At 44.6% G+C, this 24,186-nt stretch carries 25 protein-coding genes; 8 read left to right on the forward strand and 17 right to left on the reverse strand.

Translation table 11 applies throughout. The features are described from left to right. Positions 1-3 precede the first annotated feature (3 nt). Entirely contained in the window at positions 4-423 is a 420-nt protein-coding gene (locus tag E1B03_RS15095; RefSeq protein WP_103770810.1) for an RbsD/FucU family protein, read from the forward strand. Between the two features lie 40 nt (positions 424-463). Here the strand turns inward: E1B03_RS15095 and E1B03_RS15100 are convergent, their stop codons facing one another. From E1B03_RS15100 to ycgZ, 14 genes are all read right to left on the reverse strand, one after another. Then, positions 464-1,498 (reverse strand): LacI family DNA-binding transcriptional regulator, encoded by a 1,035-nt coding sequence (locus E1B03_RS15100; RefSeq protein ID WP_103770811.1) that lies wholly within the window; start codon positions 1,496-1,498, stop codon positions 464-466. A gap of 758 nt (positions 1,499-2,256) precedes the next feature. After that, positions 2,257-3,528 carry a RidA family protein gene (locus E1B03_RS15105; protein WP_133086504.1) on the reverse strand — a complete coding sequence of 424 codons (1,272 nt, stop codon included), beginning with the start codon at positions 3,526-3,528 and terminating at the stop codon, positions 2,257-2,259. A gap of 226 nt (positions 3,529-3,754) precedes the next feature. Further along, complete coding sequence (locus E1B03_RS15110; RefSeq protein ID WP_207949451.1) at positions 3,755-4,789, reverse strand: DMT family transporter; 1,035 nt, start codon at positions 4,787-4,789, stop codon at positions 3,755-3,757. A 107-nt stretch (positions 4,790-4,896) separates the two neighbouring features. After that, on the reverse strand, positions 4,897-5,724 hold the full coding sequence (locus E1B03_RS15115; RefSeq protein ID WP_133086505.1) for an urease accessory protein UreD: 828 nt from the start codon (positions 5,722-5,724) through the stop codon (positions 4,897-4,899). Continuing rightward, positions 5,699-6,334, reverse strand: coding sequence for an urease accessory protein UreG (gene ureG / locus E1B03_RS15120; protein ID WP_133086506.1), 636 nt, complete (start codon positions 6,332-6,334; stop codon positions 5,699-5,701). The genes E1B03_RS15115 and ureG overlap by 26 nt, the downstream gene beginning before the upstream one ends. A gap of 146 nt (positions 6,335-6,480) precedes the next feature. Then, positions 6,481-7,221, reverse strand: a complete 741-nt coding sequence (locus tag E1B03_RS15125; protein WP_207949452.1) for an urease accessory protein UreF — start codon at positions 7,219-7,221, stop codon at positions 6,481-6,483. Beyond that, the gene (locus E1B03_RS15130; protein WP_103770815.1) at positions 7,163-7,606 is read right to left on the reverse strand and encodes an urease accessory protein UreE; all 444 of its coding nucleotides are present in this window, start codon (positions 7,604-7,606) and stop codon (positions 7,163-7,165) included. Before E1B03_RS15130 ends, E1B03_RS15125 begins: the two co-directional genes overlap by 59 nt. Positions 7,607-7,678: 72 nt before the next feature. Continuing rightward, positions 7,679-9,391: an urease subunit alpha gene (ureC, locus tag E1B03_RS15135; RefSeq protein WP_103770816.1), complete on the reverse strand. Its 1,713-nt coding sequence runs from the start codon at positions 9,389-9,391 to the stop codon at positions 7,679-7,681. 2 nt (positions 9,392-9,393) lie between these two features. Next, positions 9,394-9,756 carry an urease subunit beta gene (locus E1B03_RS15140; protein WP_103770863.1) on the reverse strand — a complete coding sequence of 121 codons (363 nt, stop codon included), beginning with the start codon at positions 9,754-9,756 and terminating at the stop codon, positions 9,394-9,396. Positions 9,757-9,852: 96 nt separating this feature from the next. Further along, positions 9,853-10,155, reverse strand: a complete 303-nt coding sequence (ureA, locus tag E1B03_RS15145) for an urease subunit gamma (RefSeq protein ID WP_133086507.1) — start codon at positions 10,153-10,155, stop codon at positions 9,853-9,855. A 1,627-nt stretch (positions 10,156-11,782) separates the two neighbouring features. Next, complete coding sequence (locus tag E1B03_RS15155) at positions 11,783-11,983, reverse strand: hypothetical protein (RefSeq protein WP_165955321.1); 201 nt, start codon at positions 11,981-11,983, stop codon at positions 11,783-11,785. A 131-nt stretch (positions 11,984-12,114) separates the two neighbouring features. Next, positions 12,115-12,381, reverse strand: a complete 267-nt coding sequence (locus E1B03_RS15160) for a biofilm development regulator YmgB/AriR family protein (RefSeq protein WP_103770818.1) — start codon at positions 12,379-12,381, stop codon at positions 12,115-12,117. Positions 12,382-12,415: 34 nt separating this feature from the next. Next, positions 12,416-12,688 carry a hypothetical protein gene (locus E1B03_RS15165; protein ID WP_103770819.1) on the reverse strand — a complete coding sequence of 91 codons (273 nt, stop codon included), beginning with the start codon at positions 12,686-12,688 and terminating at the stop codon, positions 12,416-12,418. A 42-nt stretch (positions 12,689-12,730) separates the two neighbouring features. Next, positions 12,731-12,967, reverse strand: coding sequence for a regulatory protein YcgZ (gene ycgZ / locus E1B03_RS15170; RefSeq protein ID WP_103770820.1), 237 nt, complete (start codon positions 12,965-12,967; stop codon positions 12,731-12,733). A 318-nt stretch (positions 12,968-13,285) separates the two neighbouring features. Between ycgZ and E1B03_RS15175 the strand changes: the two genes are divergently transcribed. The 7 genes from E1B03_RS15175 to E1B03_RS15205 all read left to right on the forward strand — a co-directional run bounded on the left by E1B03_RS15175 (position 13,286) and on the right by E1B03_RS15205 (position 21,958). Then, positions 13,286-14,497, forward strand: a complete 1,212-nt coding sequence (locus tag E1B03_RS15175) for a diguanylate phosphodiesterase (RefSeq protein ID WP_103770821.1) — start codon at positions 13,286-13,288, stop codon at positions 14,495-14,497. A gap of 222 nt (positions 14,498-14,719) precedes the next feature. After that, a complete protein-coding gene (locus E1B03_RS15180; protein ID WP_103770822.1) occupies positions 14,720-15,451 on the forward strand; it encodes a MerR family transcriptional regulator in 732 nt (243 codons plus the stop codon). A 319-nt stretch (positions 15,452-15,770) separates the two neighbouring features. Continuing rightward, complete coding sequence (locus tag E1B03_RS15185) at positions 15,771-16,301, forward strand: Csu type fimbrial protein (RefSeq protein WP_003020867.1); 531 nt, start codon at positions 15,771-15,773, stop codon at positions 16,299-16,301. Positions 16,302-16,315: 14 nt separating this feature from the next. Further along, positions 16,316-17,038, forward strand: a complete 723-nt coding sequence (locus E1B03_RS15190; RefSeq protein WP_103770823.1) for a fimbrial biogenesis chaperone — start codon at positions 16,316-16,318, stop codon at positions 17,036-17,038. Between the two features lie 55 nt (positions 17,039-17,093). Beyond that, on the forward strand, positions 17,094-19,379 hold the full coding sequence (locus tag E1B03_RS15195; protein WP_103770824.1) for a fimbria/pilus outer membrane usher protein: 2,286 nt from the start codon (positions 17,094-17,096) through the stop codon (positions 19,377-19,379). A gap of 13 nt (positions 19,380-19,392) precedes the next feature. Continuing rightward, positions 19,393-20,361, forward strand: a complete 969-nt coding sequence (locus E1B03_RS15200) for a Csu type fimbrial protein (RefSeq protein WP_133086508.1) — start codon at positions 19,393-19,395, stop codon at positions 20,359-20,361. Positions 20,362-20,683: 322 nt separating this feature from the next. Further along, entirely contained in the window at positions 20,684-21,958 is a 1,275-nt protein-coding gene (locus E1B03_RS15205) for a Glu/Leu/Phe/Val family dehydrogenase (RefSeq protein WP_103770826.1), read from the forward strand. A 105-nt stretch (positions 21,959-22,063) separates the two neighbouring features. On the opposite strand, the gene E1B03_RS15210 is transcribed toward E1B03_RS15205, so the two are convergent. The 3 genes from E1B03_RS15210 to E1B03_RS15220 are packed head-to-tail and all read right to left on the reverse strand — an operon-like array spanning position 22,064 to position 24,176. Beyond that, positions 22,064-22,699, reverse strand: coding sequence for a helix-turn-helix transcriptional regulator (locus E1B03_RS15210; RefSeq protein WP_133086509.1), 636 nt, complete (start codon positions 22,697-22,699; stop codon positions 22,064-22,066). Between the two features lie 19 nt (positions 22,700-22,718). Continuing rightward, entirely contained in the window at positions 22,719-23,216 is a 498-nt protein-coding gene (locus E1B03_RS15215; protein WP_246044114.1) for a fimbrial protein, read from the reverse strand. A gap of 30 nt (positions 23,217-23,246) precedes the next feature. Then, positions 23,247-24,176: a fimbrial protein gene (locus tag E1B03_RS15220; RefSeq protein WP_103770829.1), complete on the reverse strand. Its 930-nt coding sequence runs from the start codon at positions 24,174-24,176 to the stop codon at positions 23,247-23,249. Positions 24,177-24,186: the final 10 nt, after the last annotated feature.

Raw genomic sequence — 24,186 nt, forward strand, 5'->3', positions numbered from 1 at the left:
TATATGATCAAGTCAGATATTATTCATCCTGATTTATTGCAGGCATTGGCGCAGTGCGGACATAAGGCGAATATTTTAATCACTGATGCTAACTACTCATTTTTAACTAATACTTCTGCGCAGGCACGAATTGTCTGGCTTAATTTCACTCCGGGAACGATCGGTAGCACCCTTATTCTGGAGAAAATTCTCGGCTATATTAATGTGGAAAAAGCTACGTTAATGGCGAGCCCGGCTGATTTTGATAACACAGTTGAACGCGAATACCGCGGCATACTTTCGGAGAGGATCGACGTTGAGCATGTTGAACGTAACGTATTTTATTCGTTGGCCAAGTCGTCCGACACACTCCTGGTCGTCGCGACCGGTGAAACACGCCGCTTCGCCAATATTCTGCTGACCGTGGCGCCAACGCTAGTATGATATAACGAGAAGAACGTTCCGTTCTTCTCCTGTCGCGTAATTAGCGTACTGATTGTCGGGAAACCAACGATGGAGAAAACAGAAACTCCTCTGGTGGCATATCCGGGTTTTCTGTCCGCTCAATCAATCGGTCAACCATCACCTCTGCTATTTCCCGAAGCGGTGGCATGATAGAGGTCAGGCCAGGGAAAACCAGCCCAGCGAGCGGGATATTGTCGATACCCACAATCGAAATTTGTTGCGGGACATGGATCCCCGCCTGATGCAAACCGGCCATTAGCCCAATACCCAGGGCGTCGTTAATCGCCACAATACCATCAGGGAACACTGGCTGTTGGCTGATTTTCAACGCCAGCGCCCGTCCAAGTTCGGTCATTTCCGTATCGCCATAGGCTGCCATGGCCTGACCTTCAATGATCATACCTTCTCGATAAAGCCCGTGGTATTGCACCGCACGGAGAAATCCTTCGATTTTATGTGCTCGGCTGGGAGTCATCCCTTCCACCGTGGCAAACGCGAGACGACGGCATCCTTGGGCAATAAGATGTTCTGCAGCCATTCGCCCGGCCTCAATGTTGTCCATGGATACGCTGTCCAGCGCATAATGATCAGACTGCGCACGCGTTGGCATACGACCATCATAGTTCACCATCACCATACCCTGCTCTGCAGCTCGCGCAAAATGCGCTTTTTCAATATCACAGGCGGCGACGATAATTCCACGGACACCGTGGGAAAACATATCGTCCAGAAAGGCTTCTTCTTCTTCAATCTGCCGGTAGGTATTACCTATCAGCACTCTGAACTGACGCTTTTTGGCGGCCAGATCGACTTCACGAGCCAGAGCAGCGAAGCTGGGATTCACAATCGACGGCACCAGCAGGCCAATCATTTTAGCCTGCCCGGTCTTAAGCTGCTGCGCCACCCTATTTGGAAAGTAATTCAGCGTCTGCATACTCTGCTGGATACGCACCAGGGTTTCAGCCCGCATTTGATCGGTACGACCGTTAAGCACATTGGATACCGTACTCACGGAAACACCAGCGTGCTTTGCGACATCACGAATATTCGCCATACCTCTCCTTTACGGTAAATGATGAATGGCGTAAGTCTTTAATACTTGGTATCGCCATTTTCTTTAGATTATGAACTACAACGGTTTAGTGTAACGTTACAGGCCACACTGTCAATGCAAGGTATCAGCAAGAAAAGACAAATTTGACTGCCATGACAAATGGCAAGTTAAGTACAGGTTGGGATTAATACATCATGACTCAACGTTCACTATCAGCAGAAAGATGATTTACTCAACAACTCAGGCATGGTACCACTATCAGCCTTTTTCTTGTAACTCTGCCAGCATACTTCAAACGATTAAAGGGGCTGTTTACAGTTTTCTCATCAGAACCTGCAAATTCATCTGGAGCATTATTCCCAGAATACAGCAATAATTAGTTGAAACTACGATAGCTTGCCAAGGTTACCATAATCAAAGTGATTACAGCCGTGAGTATAATAAGAGCATTAAGATCAGTATAATAAGTCACTGTCCTATGCCCTGATAAATATCACCGCCTCATGTGGTTTCATTAAAATTCATGAAAGTTGCAAAAACAGTCATATGTAATAGATAGCTAACTTACGCACCATTGATATATAACATTCATTTAATTGCATAAGATAAACACGTTAACAATACTAAATCAGAAATATGTATAAAAAAGGAGGCAAAAAAACTTGGTCTCCTTTTCACAGAAATTAACGTACTTTTACATTAATCATCAGCATTAATATGTACTTATGCTTACTTGTATTTTTATAAACGAAAATTTGTTATACATTTGGTTTAGTACCTTCAGCATGTGACACAACTGCATCTATTTGGATCAAAGCATCGTCAGGTAAAGCTGATACGCCAATAGTTCTTCGTGCAGGAACACTATTAGGGAAGAAAGCAGGATATATTTCATCCACAGCATCAATATCTTTGATATTTTTAAGGAAGATATTTACTTTAACCACATCATCCATACTATGATCAATACTTTCTACAATTGCTTTAATATTGTTTAAGCATTGTCTCGCTTGCTCTTTAACGCCACCACTCACACATTCTCCAGTTTTAGGGTCTAAAGGTAACTGAGCAGAAATATGATTGTAATGTGAAAAGGCGACAGATTGTGTCGATAAAGTACACCGTGGTGCATTTTCTGTATTATTTGTTTTAATAACAATACCATGCCTGTCCTCAACTAGCTGTGGTGGTGTACCGCCTCCAAATGATGCAACCGCCTCAATTTGTACCAAAGCCCCCATGGGTAAAGCTGCAACTGCAACCGTGGTTCGCGCTGGAACATAAGCAGCGGCTCTGGCGATAGCTGAGTCAGGAAAGAATGTTGTATAAATCTCATTTAGCTCTTCAATATCCTGGATGTTTTTAAGAAAGATATTTATCTTTACAATGTCATCAAAAGGAACATTGATACTTTCTAAAATTGCTTTGATATTTCTTAAACACTGGTAAGCCTGCTCTCTGAGACCGCCAGCAACTAAGCTACTAGTTCCGGGAACAATAGGCAATTGAGCTGAAAGATTAATGTAATGTGAGAATGCAACTGTTTGAGATGATAAAAAATTTTGTGGCGCACTTTTCGTATTACTTGTTACTTTTATTAGATCACCTGCCTGTGGTGCAGCCGGAATAGTTCCTTCCCCGTTTGAAACAATGGCTTCTACCTGTATCAGAGCCTCCATAGGTAAAGCTGTAACGGCTACAATAGTCAGCGTTGGAACATATACAGGGAAGAAGCTTTTATAAATACTATTTACGGTATCAAGATCCGTTATATCTTTAAGAAATATTGTTATTTTAACAATATCATCCATAAAATGATTGATACTTTCTACAATAGCCTTGATGTTTTCAAAGCACTGTTCAGTTTGTTTTTTTATACCACCTTCCACTAACTCACCAGATATAGGATTGATCGGCAATTGCGCCGAAAGATTATTATAATGAGAAAAAGCGACTGTCTGGGAGTATGGACCGATGTTCTCAGGGGCTTTTTTTGTATTTCTTGCTAATACAATATTATAATCATTCATGACAATACTACCTTATAAGTTAAAATTAAATGAATGCAGAAAGATCTTGAACCTGATCATTTCTGCATTAATACGCTTAAATTGCTTGTAACATTCGAATTTGGGACGGACATATCGTTCTTATCAGGTCCAAAGTATTTGGTCGCAGGTTAACCATCAAATACTATATAGATAGCCCAAACAATAAATAGCCTGCCTATGACCGTAGACCTGTCATAAAGTATGGTCAGGCAACTTTCTTGGTAGCAGGTTTTTTAAACAGAACTTTATGTAAATTGTTCTGATATGCAACTGCCGCAAGGACAATAACAACACCAAGTACTTGTATGGAAGTCGGTATTTCACTGAAAAGAATAATGGAAATGATAGCCACAGTTGAGATCGGACTAAGTAACAAAAGCCCCGCTACAATAGTAGAGTTCAAGCGAACAGAACCATATTGGACAAACGTCCATGCCACTGCTTGCCCCAAAATGCCCAGAACAAGCATCCAAAACCAGTTCATGGTAGTGATAGGATCGCCAAGCGTCGTTTCTGGGTTCATTGGGAGCGCACCACTAACCATTACGCCATTGACAAGATCAAAACCACGGTCAGAAAAGAACGTCATAAAAATAATAGGGGCAACTAACTGAGCAGCCGTTGCCAATGCCATCGGCTGAACAATTTGTCTCATATTAACTTTAGTCGCCTTTCGGCTGGTATATAGATAAATACCATAGCAGCAACCGGAGGTCATACCACATAAGGTTCCAAGAATCGCGATATTCATCCCGTATACTGTTGATGGCCCTTCTGTAGTCCCACTAGTACCGTCAAAAACGCCTCCAGACATAACAACACCAAGGATCATGATAGGCGCAATAATAAAGTAACTTTTAGGAATTCTTTCTCTATCGAATAAAAATGCCAGTGCTGGTAAAATAATAATCTGTAGGTTCAGCAGAATTGAAGCAATACCTGACCCTACATAAAATATAGAGTAATTCCATGCTGTAAAGTCAATACCTAAAAACAAACCAGCCACAATAGAAAGAATTACTCCTTGCTTGTTTAGCGCACCTATTTTTTTTACTTCGATATATGCGAATGGCAGCAATGCTATGAGCCCAATTGTACAACGAAGGATAGCCGATGTTGCCGGTTCGAAATTCGACAACTTTACCCAAGGTGCAGTGAACGCCAGAGCAGCGATACCGATTAGGAGAAGCAGATATGCACGTGCATTCGATGCTCCACTTTGTTGAATATTATTAGTCAAAATTTCCACTCCCAAGTTAAATAAATTATTATTTGCAACAAACAGCCAATCATCTTCTTATATTTATATAAAAAGAACAGATTGTGTCATTTGTTTATTGAGCGATATTAGTCTTTATAGCTTATAAACTTATTCCATGTATTATTCATTTCTTTCTTTAACAACACCAGATCTGATGCAAGCCATCTAACATTTGCAACTTTACCATCAAGTATTGAAGCACATACCTTCATGTCGCAAAATTGCTGTAGCCCTTCGTTAAGTTTCCTGATATTCATATTTTGTAAGGCTGGCGTCACAAACCATATCGATCCAATATATAAATGCTCCTCAAGCATGCCAGATTGTCCAAGATCCATATGGTCTGGTGAAAACAAAAGAGAGTCATAAATCAAACACTCCCCTTCCATCCAGACTTGAAAATTCGATTTTACATTGCTGTATTCGAATATTTCCCCACGTTTTTCACGACCAGGAGATAGAATTTCCCCCCACAGAAATGAGGCATCCCTAGCCATGTGAACAACAGTTTCCCCACGGTATTTTGCCTTTCTGAATGGAATTAGAGCTTCCGTTTTCCACGCCAGACTTGCTTTCGAACCAATCGATATATTAATACATTGCGTGCTCCATTCTCCGTTAAATGCAGGATAGATTTTAGTTGCAGATTGCGGAATAAGACAAACATTTGCTCCTTCTTCAATATCTATTTCGAAATTATTTTGATCCCCTGCCACTAGCCCTCCGGATGTTTCTACCATATATACAGTAGCCTCCGATGGGTCTGCAGAATTAAGATATAGTGCCCGACTAGCCCTAAGCGGGGGTGCCTGATAGCATTGGGCTAAAATCGTTTTATTCTCACGCTTGGCAAATTTCAAATATAAACAACCGTCATGCTGCAATCGCTTAATTGGAATTTGTTGCCAACTCATCAGATATTACCCCCAATAAAATATCAGATTTTATCCAAGCAATTACTTCATCCAAACCTTTTTTTGTTTTAATATCTGCAAAAACAAATGGTCTTCCACCTCTCGATTTTTTAGTATCACTCCTCATTATCTCAAGATCGACGCCAACATATGGAGCAAGATCCGTTTTATTCACAATAAGTAAATCTGAACGTGTAACACCTGGCCCACCTTTTCTCGGAATGTCACCACCTTCAGCCACATCGATGACATAAATAAATGCATCAACTAATTCAGGGCTGAATGTTGCCGACAGGTTGTCACCACCACTTTCTAAAAGAATAATATCAAGATTTTCAAAACGCTGCTTCAACTCATAAATAGCTTCAAAATTCATTGAGGCATCTTCACGAATTGCCGTGTGAGGACATCCTCCAGTTTCGACACCGATAATACGATCGGGAGCAAGCACCTTCTCATTTATTAAAAAGTTAGCATCTTCTCGCGTATAAATGTCATTTGTAATAACGGCAATGTTGTATTCTTTTTTTAATTCCTCTGTAAGAATTTTTACAAGTGTTGTTTTACCAGAACCTACTGGTCCGCCAATGCCAAGATGTACTGTTCTCATTTTACAATCTCCTCGTAAACTACTTTATTCAGGCTATTAGCCATAATAATTTTTTGCGTGGACATAACGGAATATCACTTAATAACAATTCACCTTGACACTAGGATATCTATTTAACGTCATTGTGATATATCTCTTACGCTATATCATGATATGAACAATCGTGAATGCAAAAACTCATGCTTCATTGATGCAATTTCAAGAGCGATTGAATTGTTATCAAGATCATCCAAATTCAGAGTCATCACCTGCCTTGCTGTTTCTTGAATAACAGGTAATAAGGTGAAGACCGCTTTCACGCCACTCATTTGCCCAAGTGGAACAGCACGGACAGCATTTTGTACGAGTGCTGTTACGGATGAATAGAGAAACATCTCAAGGGCCATCTTTACGTCTGCACCTATAATTGCGGCGTAAATGCCATACACTATAGAATAGTGCCCTTTTATTTCCTTGTTCTTGAGCTTCTCATACCATAACTTAATTAATTCATTATCATTTAATGAGCGAACCGTATGTAAAAACTGCCGTCCCATCATCGCACTGGCTTTCCTTGTTTCAGGAGACAGCTTAATACCGTGACATATATTTTCAATATGTATAAGCGATGCTTTATCTTGCTGTTGGGCCAGATAATAGGCCTTCTTAACAAAGATAGCATCTGCAGATGCAAGATTATATCGAATATACATATCAAGAAATTTTGTTAAATCATTCTCATCCCGTAGAATGTCTTCCTGAATATATGTTTCAATTCCGAAAGAGTGTGCAAAACTACCAGTTGGAAAAGCCGAATCATGGATTTGAATAAGGTGTAGAAACCATGAATCAGTGTTGGTGCCCCCTATATTTGAATGGTTCTTTGAACCTTCTATCAGATTGTACATAGGTAACTCCCACTTCATTCATTAGCTTCTCAAGTGTATGATCATAACGAACAAGAATTTCATTATCTTCGATAATGCATTGAGTATGACGATTTCCTATTTCAAATGCTATCTTACCCATTTCTCGCATTGTCTTAGGTGTTATGACGTACACCCTTTCCAGTTTTGTACGAATCGCAACAAGGGTATTCTCATCTTCGTATAAAATATCCCCATAGTGAAGATGAGCACCGTCATCAAGAGAGATAGAAATATTTCTACCGTCTTGTGTTTGCTTACGTAGTATTTTTTTATTTAACTCCTCCCATTCAAGCTCAAGCCAATCAATTTTTTTATCTGATAACTTTATATTGCAAAGATTTCCCACTACCTTCGTAAAAATCATGGCTCATATCCTTTTGCATATTTTTACAAAAACGCTTATAAAACTCACTTGGAACAAATCAAACAACGAGTTCTAAAATAAGAAATATTTTTGACCCATTGCAATTTCTTCAAGCGGATCGCATTGAATGAGTTCTCCATCAACCTTGACTTCATATGTTTCAGGGTTAATATCAATATCTGGCATCGCATCATTCCACTTCATGTCCTTCTTGCCAATATTGCGACAATTTTTAACTGTCCCAATACGACGCTTCAGACCAAGTTTTTCCGGAACACCCTTCTCAATAGAACTTTTCGACATGAAAGTAATGTTTGTGGCATATTTAGCATTCCCCATTGCCCCAAACATAGGGCGGAACATGACAGGCTGCGGTGTCGGGATAGAAGCACCAGGATCGCCAAGTTGGCCGTAAGCAATAAAGCCACCTTTAAGCACAGTTTCGGCTTTCACACCAAAGAACATCGGCTGCCAAAGCACCAGATCAGCAAATTTGCCAACTTCAATAGAACCAATTTCATGAGAAATTCCCTGAGCAATCGCAGGGTTGATTGTATATTTCGCAACATACCTTTTAGCACGTAAATTATCCGATTCATTTTTTTCACCGGCCAGTGCACCACGTTGCTTTTTCATCTTATCTGCAGTTTGCCATGTTCTCATGACCATCTCTCCCGCACGTCCCATTGCGAGAGTGTCGGATGACATGATGCTGATCACACCCAAGTCATGTAAAATATCTTCAGCTGCGATCGTTTCAGGACGAATTCGGGAATCCGCAAAAGCAACATCTTCAGGTACGTTGTGGCTGAGATGATGGCAGACCATCAGCATATCCAAATGCTCGTCAATCGTATTAACTGTAAAGGGTCTTGTTGGGTTGGTCGATGAAGGGAGGACATTGGGCTGACCCGCCATCTTCATTATATCAGGGGCATGTCCGCCTCCCGCCCCTTCGACATGGAATGAATGAATTACACGACCATCAATCGCACGGAGTGTATCTTCCAGAAATCCAGCTTCATTCAATGTGTCTGTATGAATAGCAACCTGAATATCAGCCAGGTCAGCTACCAGCAAACTGCGGTCAATTGACGCTGGTGTTGCTCCCCAGTCTTCATGGATTTTAAGCCCCGCGGCTCCCGCGTCAATTTGCTCCATAAGAGCGTCCAGGGATGAAGCATGACCTTTTCCTAAAATACCAATATTCACAGGAAAATCTTCAGATGCTTTTAGCATCATTTCAATATTCCACGATCCGGGGGTGATGGTCGTCGCTTTGCTACCTTCCGCAGGACCTGTACCACCGCCGAATACAGTGGTAGTACCATTCGCCAGGGCCACAGCAAATTGATCCGGTTCAATAAAATGTACATGAGTATCAATTGCACCCGCTGTAACAATTTTCCCTTCACCAGCGATCACTTCGGTGGCAACGCCACAGATCATATTCGGGGTAACTCCATCCATAATGTCTGGATTGCCCGCTTTACCAATACCAACAATATATCCGTCTTTAACCCCTATATCGGCTTTGTATATCCCGGTATAGTCAAGAATAAGTGCATTAGTAATCAAAAGATCAAGAACGTTATCTTCACGAATGAATGTCCCATTCTGTCCCATACCTTCGCGCAGTACCTTACCACCTCCGAATTTATTCTCATCGCCATAAGTAGTAAAATCTTTCTCAATTTCAATCCATAAATCCGTATCAGCCAAACGAACCTGATCCCCTACTGTTGGACCAAAATTATCTGCATACTGCTGTCTGTTATATTTCATTTTTATTCAGCTCCTTTAAAACCTAATTTATTGGCTCTCTTGATAATTTCATCACTCCTATCGACTGAACCATTAGTCAAATCACCAACCCCATAAACACAACGATTCCCCCCCAATTCTACCAACTCAACTTCCATCTCTTCACCAGGTTCGAATCGAACTGCTGTACCCGCAGGGATATTTAACCTCTTGCCAATAGCTCCCTTGCGGTCAAATGATAGTTGCCGATTTACTTCAACAAAGTGTATGTGCGAACCAACCTGGATTGGACGGTCACCCGTATTTGAAACGCGGATCTTTGCTGTATCACGACCAACATTAAGTTCTATAGGATCTTTTGCGAGTCTATATTCACCGGGGATGATATATTTTTTTTCAACATGAGTACTCACTTCAACTTCCCTCCTATTATTAATAGATTATATATTTTCAAAGTGCCTACAGGCTTTCTATAACAACACTCAGGAGATAGGATTGTGTACAGTGACAAGTTTTGTTCCATCTGGGAAAGTGGCTTCCGCCTGTATGTCAGCGATCATTTCTGGAATACCATCCATCACGTCATCTCGTGTCAACACATGTTTTCCAGCCTCCATCAATTCAGCTACTCTCTTTCCATCACGAGCACCTTCCAAAATAAAGCTGGTGATAATAGCTACCGACTCTGGATAATTTAGCTTCAGGCCTCTCTCCTTGCGCTTCCAGGCCAATTCACTTGCCAGAAAAACGAGCATTTTTTCCTTTTCCACTGGATTTAAATACATTTATCTTCACCTCATTAATTCTGTGTTTGGAAAAAGCCGGAAAAAGAGACTATCTTCATCCTTCACTCCTCCCAAGTGATAGACCGAGCGGGTCATATTGCTGTGTTGCCCAAAACGGCTTTACTGGTTTTGTCCAACGTTTTGCCAGATGTATCCACTGGCTCCTACCCTTTCCTGCTCACTCCCTTAATATCTCTTTACCCCGCTATCGGCACTTCTAGCAACACTATCTATCAATCAGTACATTGGTGCTTGGCTGGGTGCTAGCACCGACACAACGAAGAATGCCGCCTCTTTCACGATAAGAATTTTTAACTGCCACAGGCATTAAAAACGATCTAATGATCTATTAAAACAACATTTGACGATCTTATATTTTATTCATAACCGCTTTTTGCAGAACAAAACACTATTACATGACGGCTTCTCAGATCGTTTCACCAGAAAGTTAACTAATTGTGATCTTTTCGATCGAATGTTAAGCATTTATCGGTCAAATATTCTGCTTTGATTAAAGCGCAGAAGTTTGATTTGAGTCATAATCCAGGACAAGTGCATGCACAATTCATTGTTTTAATTGAAATATTATCAATTCAAAATATTCACACATTGAAATTATGGTTTTATGATGGGTTACCAGGTAAATCACATCATTTATAATAATGTTGAGGGAGAGGGACGGTTCAGATGATTTTTTCAGTAACCAGGTCACACCCAAGGTTGTCACTCCTGCGCGTGAAGTCACCCTATGTTAATCACTTTTCTAAAGCTGGCGTAGAAATCAACAGCAGGATATGCCCGGCCTGATGGGATCAGCGGGCCCTTAAATTGCAAAATTCAAATAACTGCTGGCTCAACACTATTTAAGGAGTTGATCATTAACAAAGCTCGCGCCATAGATCACTTAGGCCTGAAATGATGTATATTTTTATTGAAAATAACTGCCGTCAGCATGTACCACCAGAGCGCTTTGTACTAAAACCACCGGAAATTCCGCTCAGTAATGTATTGGAACCATCAATTATAGCTACCTAGGAATCAACTGAAGCATTGCTTTTACAACACAGTTCAAAAAATGAGTGTCCAGTACATTTACTAATAGGTGATGGCTGGCTGTATCTTTGACTGTAATTATCAAACAGTGATTGCATGTCGCCTTTTATTGCTGCTCAATATCGCAGGAATGGTAAATACTGCTCAACAACCCATCATAGGGTGCTGAAGAGCCACAATTTACCCAGGAGCTTAGCGAAAGACTGTTTTATAGAAATATCTGCTCAGACAATTTTTCCACTCGCTTAAGGTCGAATGTGTCCACATCAACAAATTATAAACCCGTAAGTAATAGCAACTACGATGTTTAATTTTGCCAAACACTATTAAAATCGTTTATACTACCACAGAGCAGAGTATTAATAATTTCGTTTAATACGCCTCAAAGTGATTGGCGTTAAAGAAGACAAGATACGCCTTGTCATCTTCAAAAAACATATCGGCAAGAATATTCTCTAACCCCTGCCTGATAAAGATATCATCAATCCATAACTCTGCGTTTCCTGCTTGCTCCTAAACGATGCTCATCATTATGGCCTCAATGAAAAATCACAATAAACTTAATCGTGTTGTGCTACTGTTCGGGTTGAAGATAATCCAAAATCTGCGTATAGAGATCGGTTAAAATCGCATTCTTCTCATTCTTCAACTGCATACTAACTGCCTGAATAAGAACATCATTATTGATATAACCTTCTTTTAATATTACCTTACGCTCTATATCTTTATACAACGCACAGCAAAGAATAAAGCTTTCCGGAATAGAATTGGCCATATCAACCCCATAAACTGTATGTCATAAAAATAAGAGGGTGCTATGTATAGTCTTAATCTAAAAAATGCTCAGCATAAGTGCTTTCAGCATATAACAAGGGTACTGTACATATTTTATTAATATGAAGACTTTTAAACGTCGTCTGCTGTATAACGCAACACTATTTCCAGGGTTTTTCTGATAACATCTGCCTGGACAACGTCAGTCGTTGACTCCAGAGAACTAATCAGGCTTAAGATAATATTTTTATTATTAACATTATCACCTGCCAGAATTACATTTGTTACCGCCTGTCCCAACACCACAGACTCATCTGCTAGTAGCTCACCTGCATTATGGAAGTAACTTGATAAAGCTTTATCCGTCATTACACTGTGGACATTAATTTCATGAAGCATGGTAACCTCGCTTGTATAGTCTGGAAGATTATCTTTAATGTAATTTAGGGTTTTTGCTGGCACTGAAAGCACTCTCATCTGTGGTTTTCTCCGGTTTTATGCCTATCTTCCCCGGATTAATGTTGGTAAAATCATTAATAACGCTGTCAATTAATTCTTTGCGTGTGCTATCTATCTCACTGGCCTGCATAAGTCGCAGTTGCTTAATCACTGCAGCTAACGAAACGTCTGTATGCATTCGCAAAATTTCTAGCACAGCCAAACCTGTAATTTCATATTTCAAGCGTTCAATGTCAGTTTTCTTCATAACTCCTTCACTACTTACCCATTATCATATTAGGGTTTTATTTTATTCGAAAAGCAGGCCAATTAACGCATTGTAATGTTTCTGTTCGTTCTCCCCTGATGCTTTTTCAAGACGACACAGCAACTTGGTGCAAAGTGATTTGCGGTTCAAATTGCGCCCATCTTTGAGTATCTCAGTGACAATTTCTCCCAGCGTTTCCTGTTGGGTTGGCAGATGCGCCTTAGCAAAGTAACGAGAAATCGCGCTTGCAGAATCAGTACGAACGGTATGCTGCTGCATGTCATGCTCCTGTAACAAAATGCTGGTGAATATTAAGTTGTATAACAGTAGCAAAGTTGTACCGAAAATGTGTACAACGTAGCACGCTAATTTTTAGCAATAAGTGCTACTCCAATAAAATCAAATAATTACATATTTATCGATCTGCATAAAATGCAATTTCGTTGTACAAATCACTTCGTCTAATGATGAGTTTTCTCCGTTTAGGGGCTTTTTAATTGTAAAAATAAAGTTAGGATAATGTATTAAAATCAGGACATAAGCTGGTTTGTCTGATACTGTCCATAGCTCTTCCCCTCTCTTGATCCCGGACTGTCCATGCTCACGACCATTATTTACCGTAGCCATCTACGTGATGACGCCCCCCTCAGAGCGCTTGAGGACATGGTGACAGCCGCAAATATCAAAAACAGGCGATCTGATGTTACGGGGATTTTACTCTTTAACGGTCGCCATTTTTTCCAACTGCTTGAAGGCCCTGAGGAGAAGGTAAAAGAGATCTATCGTTGTATTTGTAACGATCCGCGGCACCATAATATCGTTGAGCTGATGTGTGATTACGCGCCTGCGAGAAGATTCGGGAAAGTGGGGATGGAGTTATTCGATTTACAAAAACATGAACGCAATGACGTCCTACAAGCTGTACTTAATAAGGGAACATCTAAATTTCAGCTCACGTATGATGACAGGGCATTACAGTTTTTCCGCACATTTGTCCTTGCGACGGAAAAATCGAGCTATTTTGAAATACCTGCGCCGGATTACTGGAGTTTTATCGCCGACAACTCTTATACCCTCCTGGATGAAAGCACACTCCCGTCCGATACCGATTTCAGCTTTGCTTTTCAACCTATTATCGATCCCATGTCACAGCGCGTCATTGCGCTGGAAGCGCTTATTCGTGGTAAAAACGGTGAAACGCCCGCAGCTTATTTCGGCAACTTAACTCCTGAGGAAGTGTATACCGCAGATCTGCGGAGCAAAAAGATTGCTTTTGCCATGGCAAGTGCGCTGGGACTTAACGACAAAATGCTGTCGGTCAATCTGCTCCCCATGACCCTGGTAAACAAACCCGATGCGGTGAGCTTTCTGCTAAATGAAATCGCGGCGCATGGACTGGTACCTGAACAAATCATTGTAGAGTTTACCGAAAGTGAAGTTATTTCGCGCTTTGATACATTCGCGCAGGCCGTGAAGTCACTCAAGGCTGCGGGAATTTGTGTGGCGATAGATCATTTCGGCGCTGGTTTTGCCGGGCTTCAGCTTCTGTCTCGTTTTCAACCAGATCGAATTAAGATAAGCCGCGAACTCATCACTGATGTGCATAAAAGTGGACCAAGGCAGGCCATCATTCAGGCAATTATCAAATGCTGCGCTTCACTGGAGATTATGATTTCCGCAGTCGGCGTCGAAAAACCTGAAGAGTGGATGTGGCTTGAATCCGCAGGCATTGAAATCTTCCAGGGGAACCTTTTTGCACAAGCCTGCCTGAATGGTACTCCGTCTGTCTCATGGCCAGAGAAAAAATGATTTCTCAGCGCCATAACCACTAACACATTGTTAATAAATAACAATCCCAGCACACCTCCTTATGCTGAACATAAAAATTCAGCATTTACTCCCTGCATGATAGTAAAGTAAATCTTAATTTTGCTAGAATCCTCTGTATGTTTTGTACAATTTGATGCATGTTGTACAAAGTAACAGGAACCGCATATCGGTGACGGAGAATCAGGAGTGTCTGGGGGAACTATGGCTTATTACAGCATTGGGGATGTCGCAGAACGTTGCGGGATAAATCCCGTCACCCTTCGGGCATGGCAACGACGTTACGGTTTACTCAAACCTCAACGCAGTGAAGGTGGCCACCGACTCTTTGATGAAGAAGATATTCAGCGTATTGAAGAAATAAAACGCTGGATTAGCAATGGCACACCGGTTGGCAAAGTTAAAGCTTTGCTGGAAACCAGTACCCGCGAATCTGATGATGACTGGAATCAATTGCAAGAGGAGATGATGAGCATGCTTCGCATGGCTCATCCGCCGAAGCTGCGAGCAAAAATTATCTCACTTGGGCGAGTCTACCCTGTATACGCTTTAATTGATCGTGTCTATCTTCCCGTACGTCAACGATTGATGCTTGACCATAATACATCCCGCATTATGAACAGTATGCTTGATGGCGCCTTGATTGAGTACGTTGCCACACTGCTCTCTGAAACACGGCGCAAGTCAGGGAAAGATGCCATCCTGATGGCCTGGGATGTCGAAGACAGAACCCGCCTATGGCTCGAAGCCTGGCGACTTTCACAATCTGGTTGGCATATTGCCGTTCTTGCTGAGCCCATTGAATCGCCAAGACCAGAACTTTTCCCAGGCCAAACGCTGTTTGTCTGGACCGGTATTTCGCCAACTCGCAGACAAAATGAGCTGCTACAACACTGGAATGAACAAGGTTATAAGGTCATTTTCCACGCCCCATAACCAACACGTCATGCGATAATACGTCGAGGAAGATAAATCCTACTATTTCCATTTTTGGGTGGTTATTTTAAGTACCATCCCATGATTCTGTTGTCCCCTTCCCCCCAGACTTAACACATGTCATAGCATAAAAACAAAACAACATACTAACCCGTTGGTATTATTTTTTTGCAGACGACATCACCTTTTTCCTAAGTAAAATTTATTAGATCAACTGGCGTACGTCTAATACTTATTCTAGGGTTAAATTATGTCTTCTTGTGCCACATTATTGTTTTTCTAAAGTAATAAATGTGGTTATTTGAAAAAGGTAAAGGATATGGCTCTAGTCTTAGACAAACGCTTAATTCTTTGTTGCTGCGCCTTTTCCATTATATCAGTGGCAAATGCAGCAACCGTTAACGGAACATTTCAGGTACTGATGACGATTCAGAAGGCCTGTACCGTGACTGCCGGATCGGCTTCAAATATCACGCTTGGGCCGGTGAATACCACAGCAACAAATACCAGTGCAAGCAACACGATTTCGATTAATTGCTCTAAAACTACGCCCTATTTTATCGGTCTGGCGCCGTCGGCCGCTAATGGAGGGACAACAACGGGCTCAGGCGCCATGTCCTCTGTGGCGAACGCTGCTACGAATACGGACAAAGTGCCTTACCAACTCAATCGCACATCTGCCACAGGTCCGGTGTGGGGGAATACCGCCACCGACACCGCGCCCGGGAATGGTGTAGCGGCGACAGGGACCGGTCTGGTGCAGACTTTTACTGTTTATGCGACCGCACCAAGCGCCAACTTCACTCCTGACGACTATGCCGACACGGTAACGGTTAACGTTAACTACTAACTGCAGGAAGCCACATGAGAGTAAAACTGCCTGTTAAGCAGTGTGCCTGCGCATGCCTGCTAGGGATGGTTGCGAGCGTCAACCTTGCCACCGCCAGTGGATTGCAAATCGCCCCAGTCACGTTAACGTTGCAAGCGACGCAAAACGCCGATGGTATCTGGCTGAGTAACGCAGGTGAAAATGTGCTCAACGCCCAGGTTCGGGTTTTTCGCTGGAGCCAAAGCGCCTACGACGACAAACTTTCACCGTCTCAGGGGCTGGTCATTAGCCCACCGATGCTGGCGTTAGCCCCTGGAGAACGTCAGCTAATTCGCGTTATTCGCACAGGTCCACCCTCGGCACAGGCTGAAGACGCTTATCGGTTATCGATTGATGAGTTACCGCCTGCAAAAGTCGAAAAAAATAAGCTTCAGTTTGTGCTGCATTATTCCGTCCCTGTTTTCATCCAACCGGCATCACCCGCGCAAACGCAGGCAAAACTGCAATGGAAATTACAACGACTTGATGGCAAAAAATTTATTGAAGTCAGTAACCAGGGAACTGGGCATGCGCAATTATCTGCTGCCACCTTTATAAGCCCTGACGGTACTAAAAAAGTTATTACGCCCGGACTGTTAGGCTACGTTTTGCCCGGCTCCACGATGCGCTGGATAGTCTCCCCGTCAACCAGTGATACCCATTCTGGCGGGAAAGTTGAAGTCACAATCAATGGCCAAAAAACAATACAAGATCTGTAACAGTTCCTGGCTTCTGGTGAAATGTTGCTTTCTCAATGGAGTATTAATATCGGGAATGGTTTGCGCACAAACGCTGAATAATAGCCAGAATGAGATTGGTGTTATTAATGACGCAACGCGGCTGGCAGGTGTCGATTTGTATCTCGACGTCACCTTAAATGGAAATCCCGTTGGGCTGGTTCATCTGGGCTTTGATAATGGAAAGCTCTATGCAGGAGCCGATACCCTGCGAAAAATGGGCTTTCGTTATGCGCAGAATGCCACTGACGCCGTCTGCCTGAGCGATATCCCTCAGCTAACCATCGACTACAATGCTCAGTTACAAACGCTCTCGCTAACAGCGCCACTCAGTTCACTTGACCTCGCTACCACGCAGCTTAACTCACCGACAGAAACCGCGCCGACGGCGACAACATCACGCGGGGCGCTGCTTAATTACGATATCTATACCCAGCAAGGTGATGAAAGCGCAGTCAATACCTTCAGCGAACTCCGCGCCTTCAATGCTGCCGGCGTGCTCAGTACCACCCAGTTAACGCAGTACTCTACCGAGGAAAATGCCGATAACAGCTTTCAGCGCCTTGATACCAGCTGGCGTACGTCATTTCCCGAAACGATGCTGGCGGTAAGCATTGGCGATACCCTAACAAGTTCGCTCATCTGGTCGCGACCAACGCGTATTGGCGGCATTCAGATAGGAACCGATTTTGGCTTACAGCCTTATATGCCAACCACTCCGCTCCCTGCATACCTTGGCTCTGCGACGTTGCCATCAAACGTTGAGCTATACGTCGACGGCGTCAGGTACTACAACGGAGAAGTCCCTGCGGGTAGCTTTCAGATCAACACCATGCCTAACATCAGCGGTGCAGGAACAGGCCAGGTGATGATGACAGATGCGCTGGGCAGAACGAGCGTACAAAATTTCTCGTTCTACAACGATCAGCAACTCCTGCGGGAAGGATTAACCGCCTGGTCGGCAGAGTTGGGCACGGTACGCGAAAACTATGGTTACGCCTCTTTTGACTATGCTAGCGCACCGGTATTGAGTGCGACATGGCGTCGAGGGTTTAGTAATACGTTCACCGCTGGGACACACGCGGAAACCAGCGATGGACTGATAAACGCAGGCTTCAGTAACGACTGGATCCCAGGGACCCGCAGCGGCACGTTTTCAACCTCACTTGCCGCAAGTACCGACTCAGGAAAAAACGGGTTTTTGTACAGTTTTGGTTACCGTTGGTCCGGCGCACGGTTTAATTTCAGTACCAGTACTACGGCAACGTCCGGCGATTATCGTGATGTCGCCACCCATTATGGTGAGCCGCCACCAACGCTTAACAGCAACACGGTCGTTGGTTATTCGCTGGAAAGAGCCGGCAATGTCAGCCTGAGCTATCTGCAATTTCGTTACCCGCACGAAAATGCGGTGCGCTACGCCAACGCCAGCTGGTTCAAATCGGTTACAGACAACATCTCACTGAATGCAGGATTCAACCAGAACATAGACGATAACCGCGATCGCAGTCTCTATTTGATGGTCACGATTACTACTGATAACAATCTGAGCGCCAGCAGTACCCTGCAACGCACCAACGATGAGACCGGCTACCAACTTAACGCCAGCCTGACACCTCCTGCCGACGGCGGCTGGGGCTGGAATCTGGCCGCCAGTCAACAGGCTTCCCGGCAAAGCGGTCAGGGGGAAGTGGGATATCTGGGGCGTTACGGCAAAGCGTACGCGGGATTCAGCCGGTTACCGGATAACCACTACGGTTACGCAGGCGCAACCGGCTCGCTGGTGACCATGGGAGGCGGTCTGTTTGCTGCACGAGAAATTAACAATGGCTTTGCCGTGGTATCAACTGACGGCGTGCCTGATGTTCCGGTCAAATTGCAAAATAACCTGATTGGTCGCAGCGACGACCAGGGGCTACTGCTGGTCACGCCGCTGAACAGTTATCAAAAAAATCTGATCAGTATTGACCCAATGGATCTTCCGGCCAATATGCGGATCGCACGCGTTGAGACGAACGCAACGCCAGCCGATCGTTCCGGGACGCTGGTTAGCTTTGGCATCACTCCCGTACGCGCAGCGCAGATCATCCTTGTCGACAATCAGGGGAAGCCAATTCCCGAAGGCAGCATGGCTTACGTCGTCAGCGCCACGGGACAATCGTCTGTTGTTGGCTTTGATGGAATGACCTGGTTCGACACGCTTGAGCCGCACAACACGCTACGTGTTGATACAGACACCGGCAGTTGCCGCGTGCAATTTGACTATCCCGCGTCAGCTAAGGGGATTGTGCAAATAGGCCCACTGGTTTGTCGACCACACTAACAGGAGTGCGTTCATGAGGTTAAGACACCTGCTAATCATCGCTGCCGTACTCTTTTATCCGACGATTGGCCATGCGGTAACCTGTTCGGTGAGTAATGTGCAACCCATAAATTTGGGTTCAGTCAATCCGCTGTCTGCGACAGGCGCAACGTCATCAATGACGTTCAATTACACCTGCGCCAAAGAGCTTGGCGACACGCTGGCTGGGATCAATCTCTGTTTTAATATTGGTGCCTCAGCCGTCAGTGGCCAGGTGACACCACGAAATATGTCATTAAGCGGCACGCCTGCCAGAACGCTGGCATACCAGCTTTACCAGGATACCGGGCGCACCAAAGTCTGGGGGAGTCAGTACCAGTCGGGAACGACTTTTCCCATGGTACAACTTAACCTGCTGAATCTGACGCCGGTGACGGGTTCACTCACGGTATCGGCGCAGATCGTCACGCCACAAACCTCAGCGGTACCCGGAAATTATCTGGATAATTATACGACGGCGACAGCCCTCGTCACGCTCAATCCCGGACTGCTTTTTCCGCCGACCACCTGTGGCGATACCGTGGCCGCCAGGTTTCCTTTCACCGTGTCGGCGACCGTCAGCAAACAGTGCAATATCACGTCTGCAACCAATATTAGCTTTGCGCCAACCAGCGCGACCGGGCGTAACCTCACGGCGTCTAATACCGTGGGCGTAGCATGTTCCAATAACACGCCTTACACCATCGGACTTCAACCCTCCAACGGCAATACGTCAGGCAGCGGCGTAATGGCGGGCACGGGCTCAAATACGGACAAAGTCCCCTATCAACTTAGCTCGACACCGGGTCCGTCCGGCACGGTCTGGGGCAACACATCGCTCAATACCGTCGCGGGTAATGGTACGGGGACAGCCGCAACCTATCCGGTCTACGCCACCGTGCCCAGCGCGAACTACACGCCAGACAACTACGCCGATACTGTTACCATCGCCGTGACCTACTGACGCCCAGCTTAGCAGCAATAAAGCAAACACATTTTATTATCATATTATTTACTTTTAGAGGTGCGTCATAAATCTGACAAATTACATTTTTTACAAACATTGCATATTAAACTACCCAGCACGCAAAATAATTCCTTTATTAATACAGAAATCGAATAACTATTCACTCACCAGTCAAAGCCCATACTTTTCATAATGCTAATCTGTGTGACCCGGACAGGCCGATCTATGAAAAAAATGTTAAATTTAGGTTCATATGGTGAGATTCACTGTATACCACGGCCAAATTAAGAACATATTACTTTTATAACTAAGGTTTATCATGGATAAGTTATCTTACGCTTCAGATAGCAGCACATCTGCCTGGAATACCTACCTGCAACAAATCGAGCGTGTGGCCCCTTACCTGGGCGAACTTTCCCATTGGGTGGATACCCTGCGCCACCCAAAACGCGCGCTGATTGTCGATATCCCGGTGCAGATGGATGACGGTACTATCCGTCATTTTGAAGGGTATCGCGTGCAACATAACCTCTCCCGCGGTCCGGGCAAAGGCGGTGTGCGTTATCATCCTGATGTTGATCTTAATGAAGTGATGGCCCTGTCCGCATGGATGACCATCAAATGCGCAGCGTTGAACCTGCCGTACGGTGGTGCAAAAGGTGGTGTGCGTGTCGATCCATTCTCGCTGTCTGAAGGCGAACTGGAGCGTTTAACCCGCCGTTATACCAGCGAAATCGGGATTATCATTGGGCCGCAGAAAGACATTCCTGCGCCGGATGTGGGTACTAACGGCAAAGTCATGGCCTGGATGATGGATACTTACTCCATGAATCACGGCACCACCGTGACCAGCGTGGTCACCGGCAAACCTATTCACCTCGGCGGTTCGTTAGGCCGTGATAAAGCCACCGGTCGCGGCGTTTTCGTCAGCGGCCTGGAAGTAGCACGTCGTGCGAACATCGAAGTTGAAGGCGCGCGCGTGGCGGTGCAAGGTTTTGGTAACGTCGGCAGCGAAGCCGCCCGCCTGTTCGCAGCAGCAGGTGCGCGTGTAGTCGCGATTCAGGATCACACCGCGACGCTGTTTAACTCAACGGGTATCGACATGACCGCATTGTCTGCCTGGCAGTTAGAGCACAAACAGATTGCCGGTTTCCCGGGCGCTGAAACCATCGCCAGCGAAGCTTTCTGGAGCCTGGAGATGGATATTCTGATCCCGGCCGCGCTCGAAGGCCAAATCACTCGTCACCGTGCGGAAACGCTGACCTGTAAGCTGGTACTCGAAGGCGCCAATGGGCCTACCTATCCAGACGCCGATGACGTTCTGGCCAGCCGCGGTATCGTCGTTGTGCCTGACGTTGTTTGTAACGCCGGCGGCGTAACCGTCAGCTACTTTGAATGGGTTCAGGACATGGCAAGCTTCTTCTGGAGCGAAGAAGAGATTAACAATCGCATGGACAAAATCATGACCGATGCGATGGTGCACGTGTGGGAAAAAGCGGCAGAGAAATCCTGCTCCCTGCGTACCGCAGCCTACATTGTTGCCTGTGAGCGCATTCTGCTGGCACGAAAAGATCGCGGAATTTATCCGGGCTAAGTCTGGATCTTTTCCTGAGTATAAACCACCTGCCTGGCAGGTGGTTTTATCTACACCCCCACGGGATCTGGTACAAATCAGCGTCCAGTAAAACTGGTATCATCATTATCTACTTACCCCCTGATGCATTCCCATGCTATACGCCCTTTTATCCTGCGCGGCAGCCAGAAACTGTAATAGCTCACAATCTGTTCTTAATCTGAATTTATTCATTAATGCTCGTCGATGTGCCAGAACCGTTTTATGGCAGATATGCATATGTATACCAATTTGCTTCGACGTGAACCCTGATAATAATAAAAAAATCAGCTGCCGCTGCTGAGCCGTAAATGTTTTCTGTGGACAATGTAAACAAGAACGTCCCTCACTGGACAAGCCCGCCTTTTTTACTGATAACCAGTGCTGTTTAATCATCTCCCCCATCTGGCTGACTGAGGTATCCTGTGGAATAAAAACAATCTTCCTGATACAAGTAGGAATTTCACCACGAGCAGGAATATGTTCCCGTTCAATTAAACCGACAATAAGTCGCGGCGATCGGGTATAGAATTCTGCATGACAAAGATAATGTTCACCGGGACTCAACTTTAAAATCATGATATCGGCAGTTGTCATATTGTTAGGATGATAGCGCTCAATCCTGAGTTTCTGCTGGGCCATTTCCAGTGAGAATATTTCGCCAAGTAATGTAACAAGGCCAAACTGATACATGTTATCAGGACAACGGATACTGATATTCATTAAAGTGCCTGCTTTATTTTTATTGATAGATCATCGATACCGTTACCGCAGAATTAACCGTCCCCGGCGTTACCTGCCCTTGTTCACTATAAATTCTGGCGCGCAGACGCCATGTGTAGCCTCGGTTGAAAATATTACCGGTTAATATTTTCCCGTCACCGAGGGGTAAGCCATCGTTCGCCTGTAGCTGAACCGCCACGGGTGAAGCGGTACCAACATTCCGGTACAAATCCTCAGGGTGATTGCTATCGGCATTACCGTTAAACACTATCGAGACACGGGTTGTCCCGGCTGGACACTGTTCAACGCTTAAGTCAAAAGCGACCCACGGTGTGGTGGAGCCCGCCGTGTACAGCGACGAAGCCGTAACAGGTTGCCCCGCGGTTAAATCGACCATTTTCGCTACACTATCGCTGCTCACCTGGCAGGGCGCGGTTTTGACATTGCCGTTAATATTGAGCGTTACTGGATCGCCCAAGCATAATACGGGCGTTAAGAGCGCCGTCAAGATGACCATTCTTTTTCCAGGTAACATTCTTTGCCCCTGTTATTGGTAAGTGATATTCAGCGTCGCGGTTGTACTGGCGCTACCCGGTTTGACGACGGACTTCGTCTGGTAGTAACGCGCCACCAGCGGAAATGTTTCCTGACCACCAGCAGAACGCTTTAAAACTATCCGACGATTCAGTTGCAGCGGAGCATTGTTGTAAAGCACTTGTATTCCTACCCCATCGGCGGTCCCCGGCGCCCCCTGACCGTTTAACGCAAGCACGCTCGTATCGCCTGGCGCATCCGGGTTCTGCATTCCGATAAGCTCCACGTTGATGTTGGCGGAGGCATCGCAGTTCAGTCCAAGGTCCTGGCTGTCGCTACGCGGCGGGTTAAACCCCGCCTGATTAGAGAACTCGCTGGCATTAATGTCGCCAAGGTTAAAATTAAGCGTCTGACTGGCAAGTGAACATGCTAATACCGTTACCTGAGTATTCGCATCCATGGAAATTTGCATGAAATAATTATCGGGCGTGACGAACCAGCCCTGCATTATTACGCCTGGCGTTAAATATCCTGGTATTATCTTTCCGGTTTTAATTAGCATCACATCATAAAATCCGAGATTATAAACGTAAGCCGTACCGTTCGATGGCAGTACAAAACTACCGGGTAAAACTGAAACTCGTATCCCGACACCATCCAGATTAGTATTAAAGACATTACTTATTGATGATGGCATTGCCGATAAATAATTAAACGTATAAGCGCCACTGCAAGACGTTGGGCTATCAGGCGCATCCACTTCAAGCTTGGCATATCCGGAAACTCTGGCTCGTGCAATTTCGCTACCCACTGGGGCATCACGCTGCACGAGAATATTACCCATTGTCACCGAGCCAAATAACGTGGTATTAACAGCGCAGTTGCCTGCATAACTCAACGCGGGTAGAAATAATAAAATAAACAGGGAATAAATTGGCTTCATCTTAATTGAC

Origin of the sequence: Citrobacter arsenatis, assembly GCF_004353845.1 — a bacterium.
Lineage (GTDB): Bacteria > Pseudomonadota > Gammaproteobacteria > Enterobacterales > Enterobacteriaceae > Citrobacter > Citrobacter arsenatis.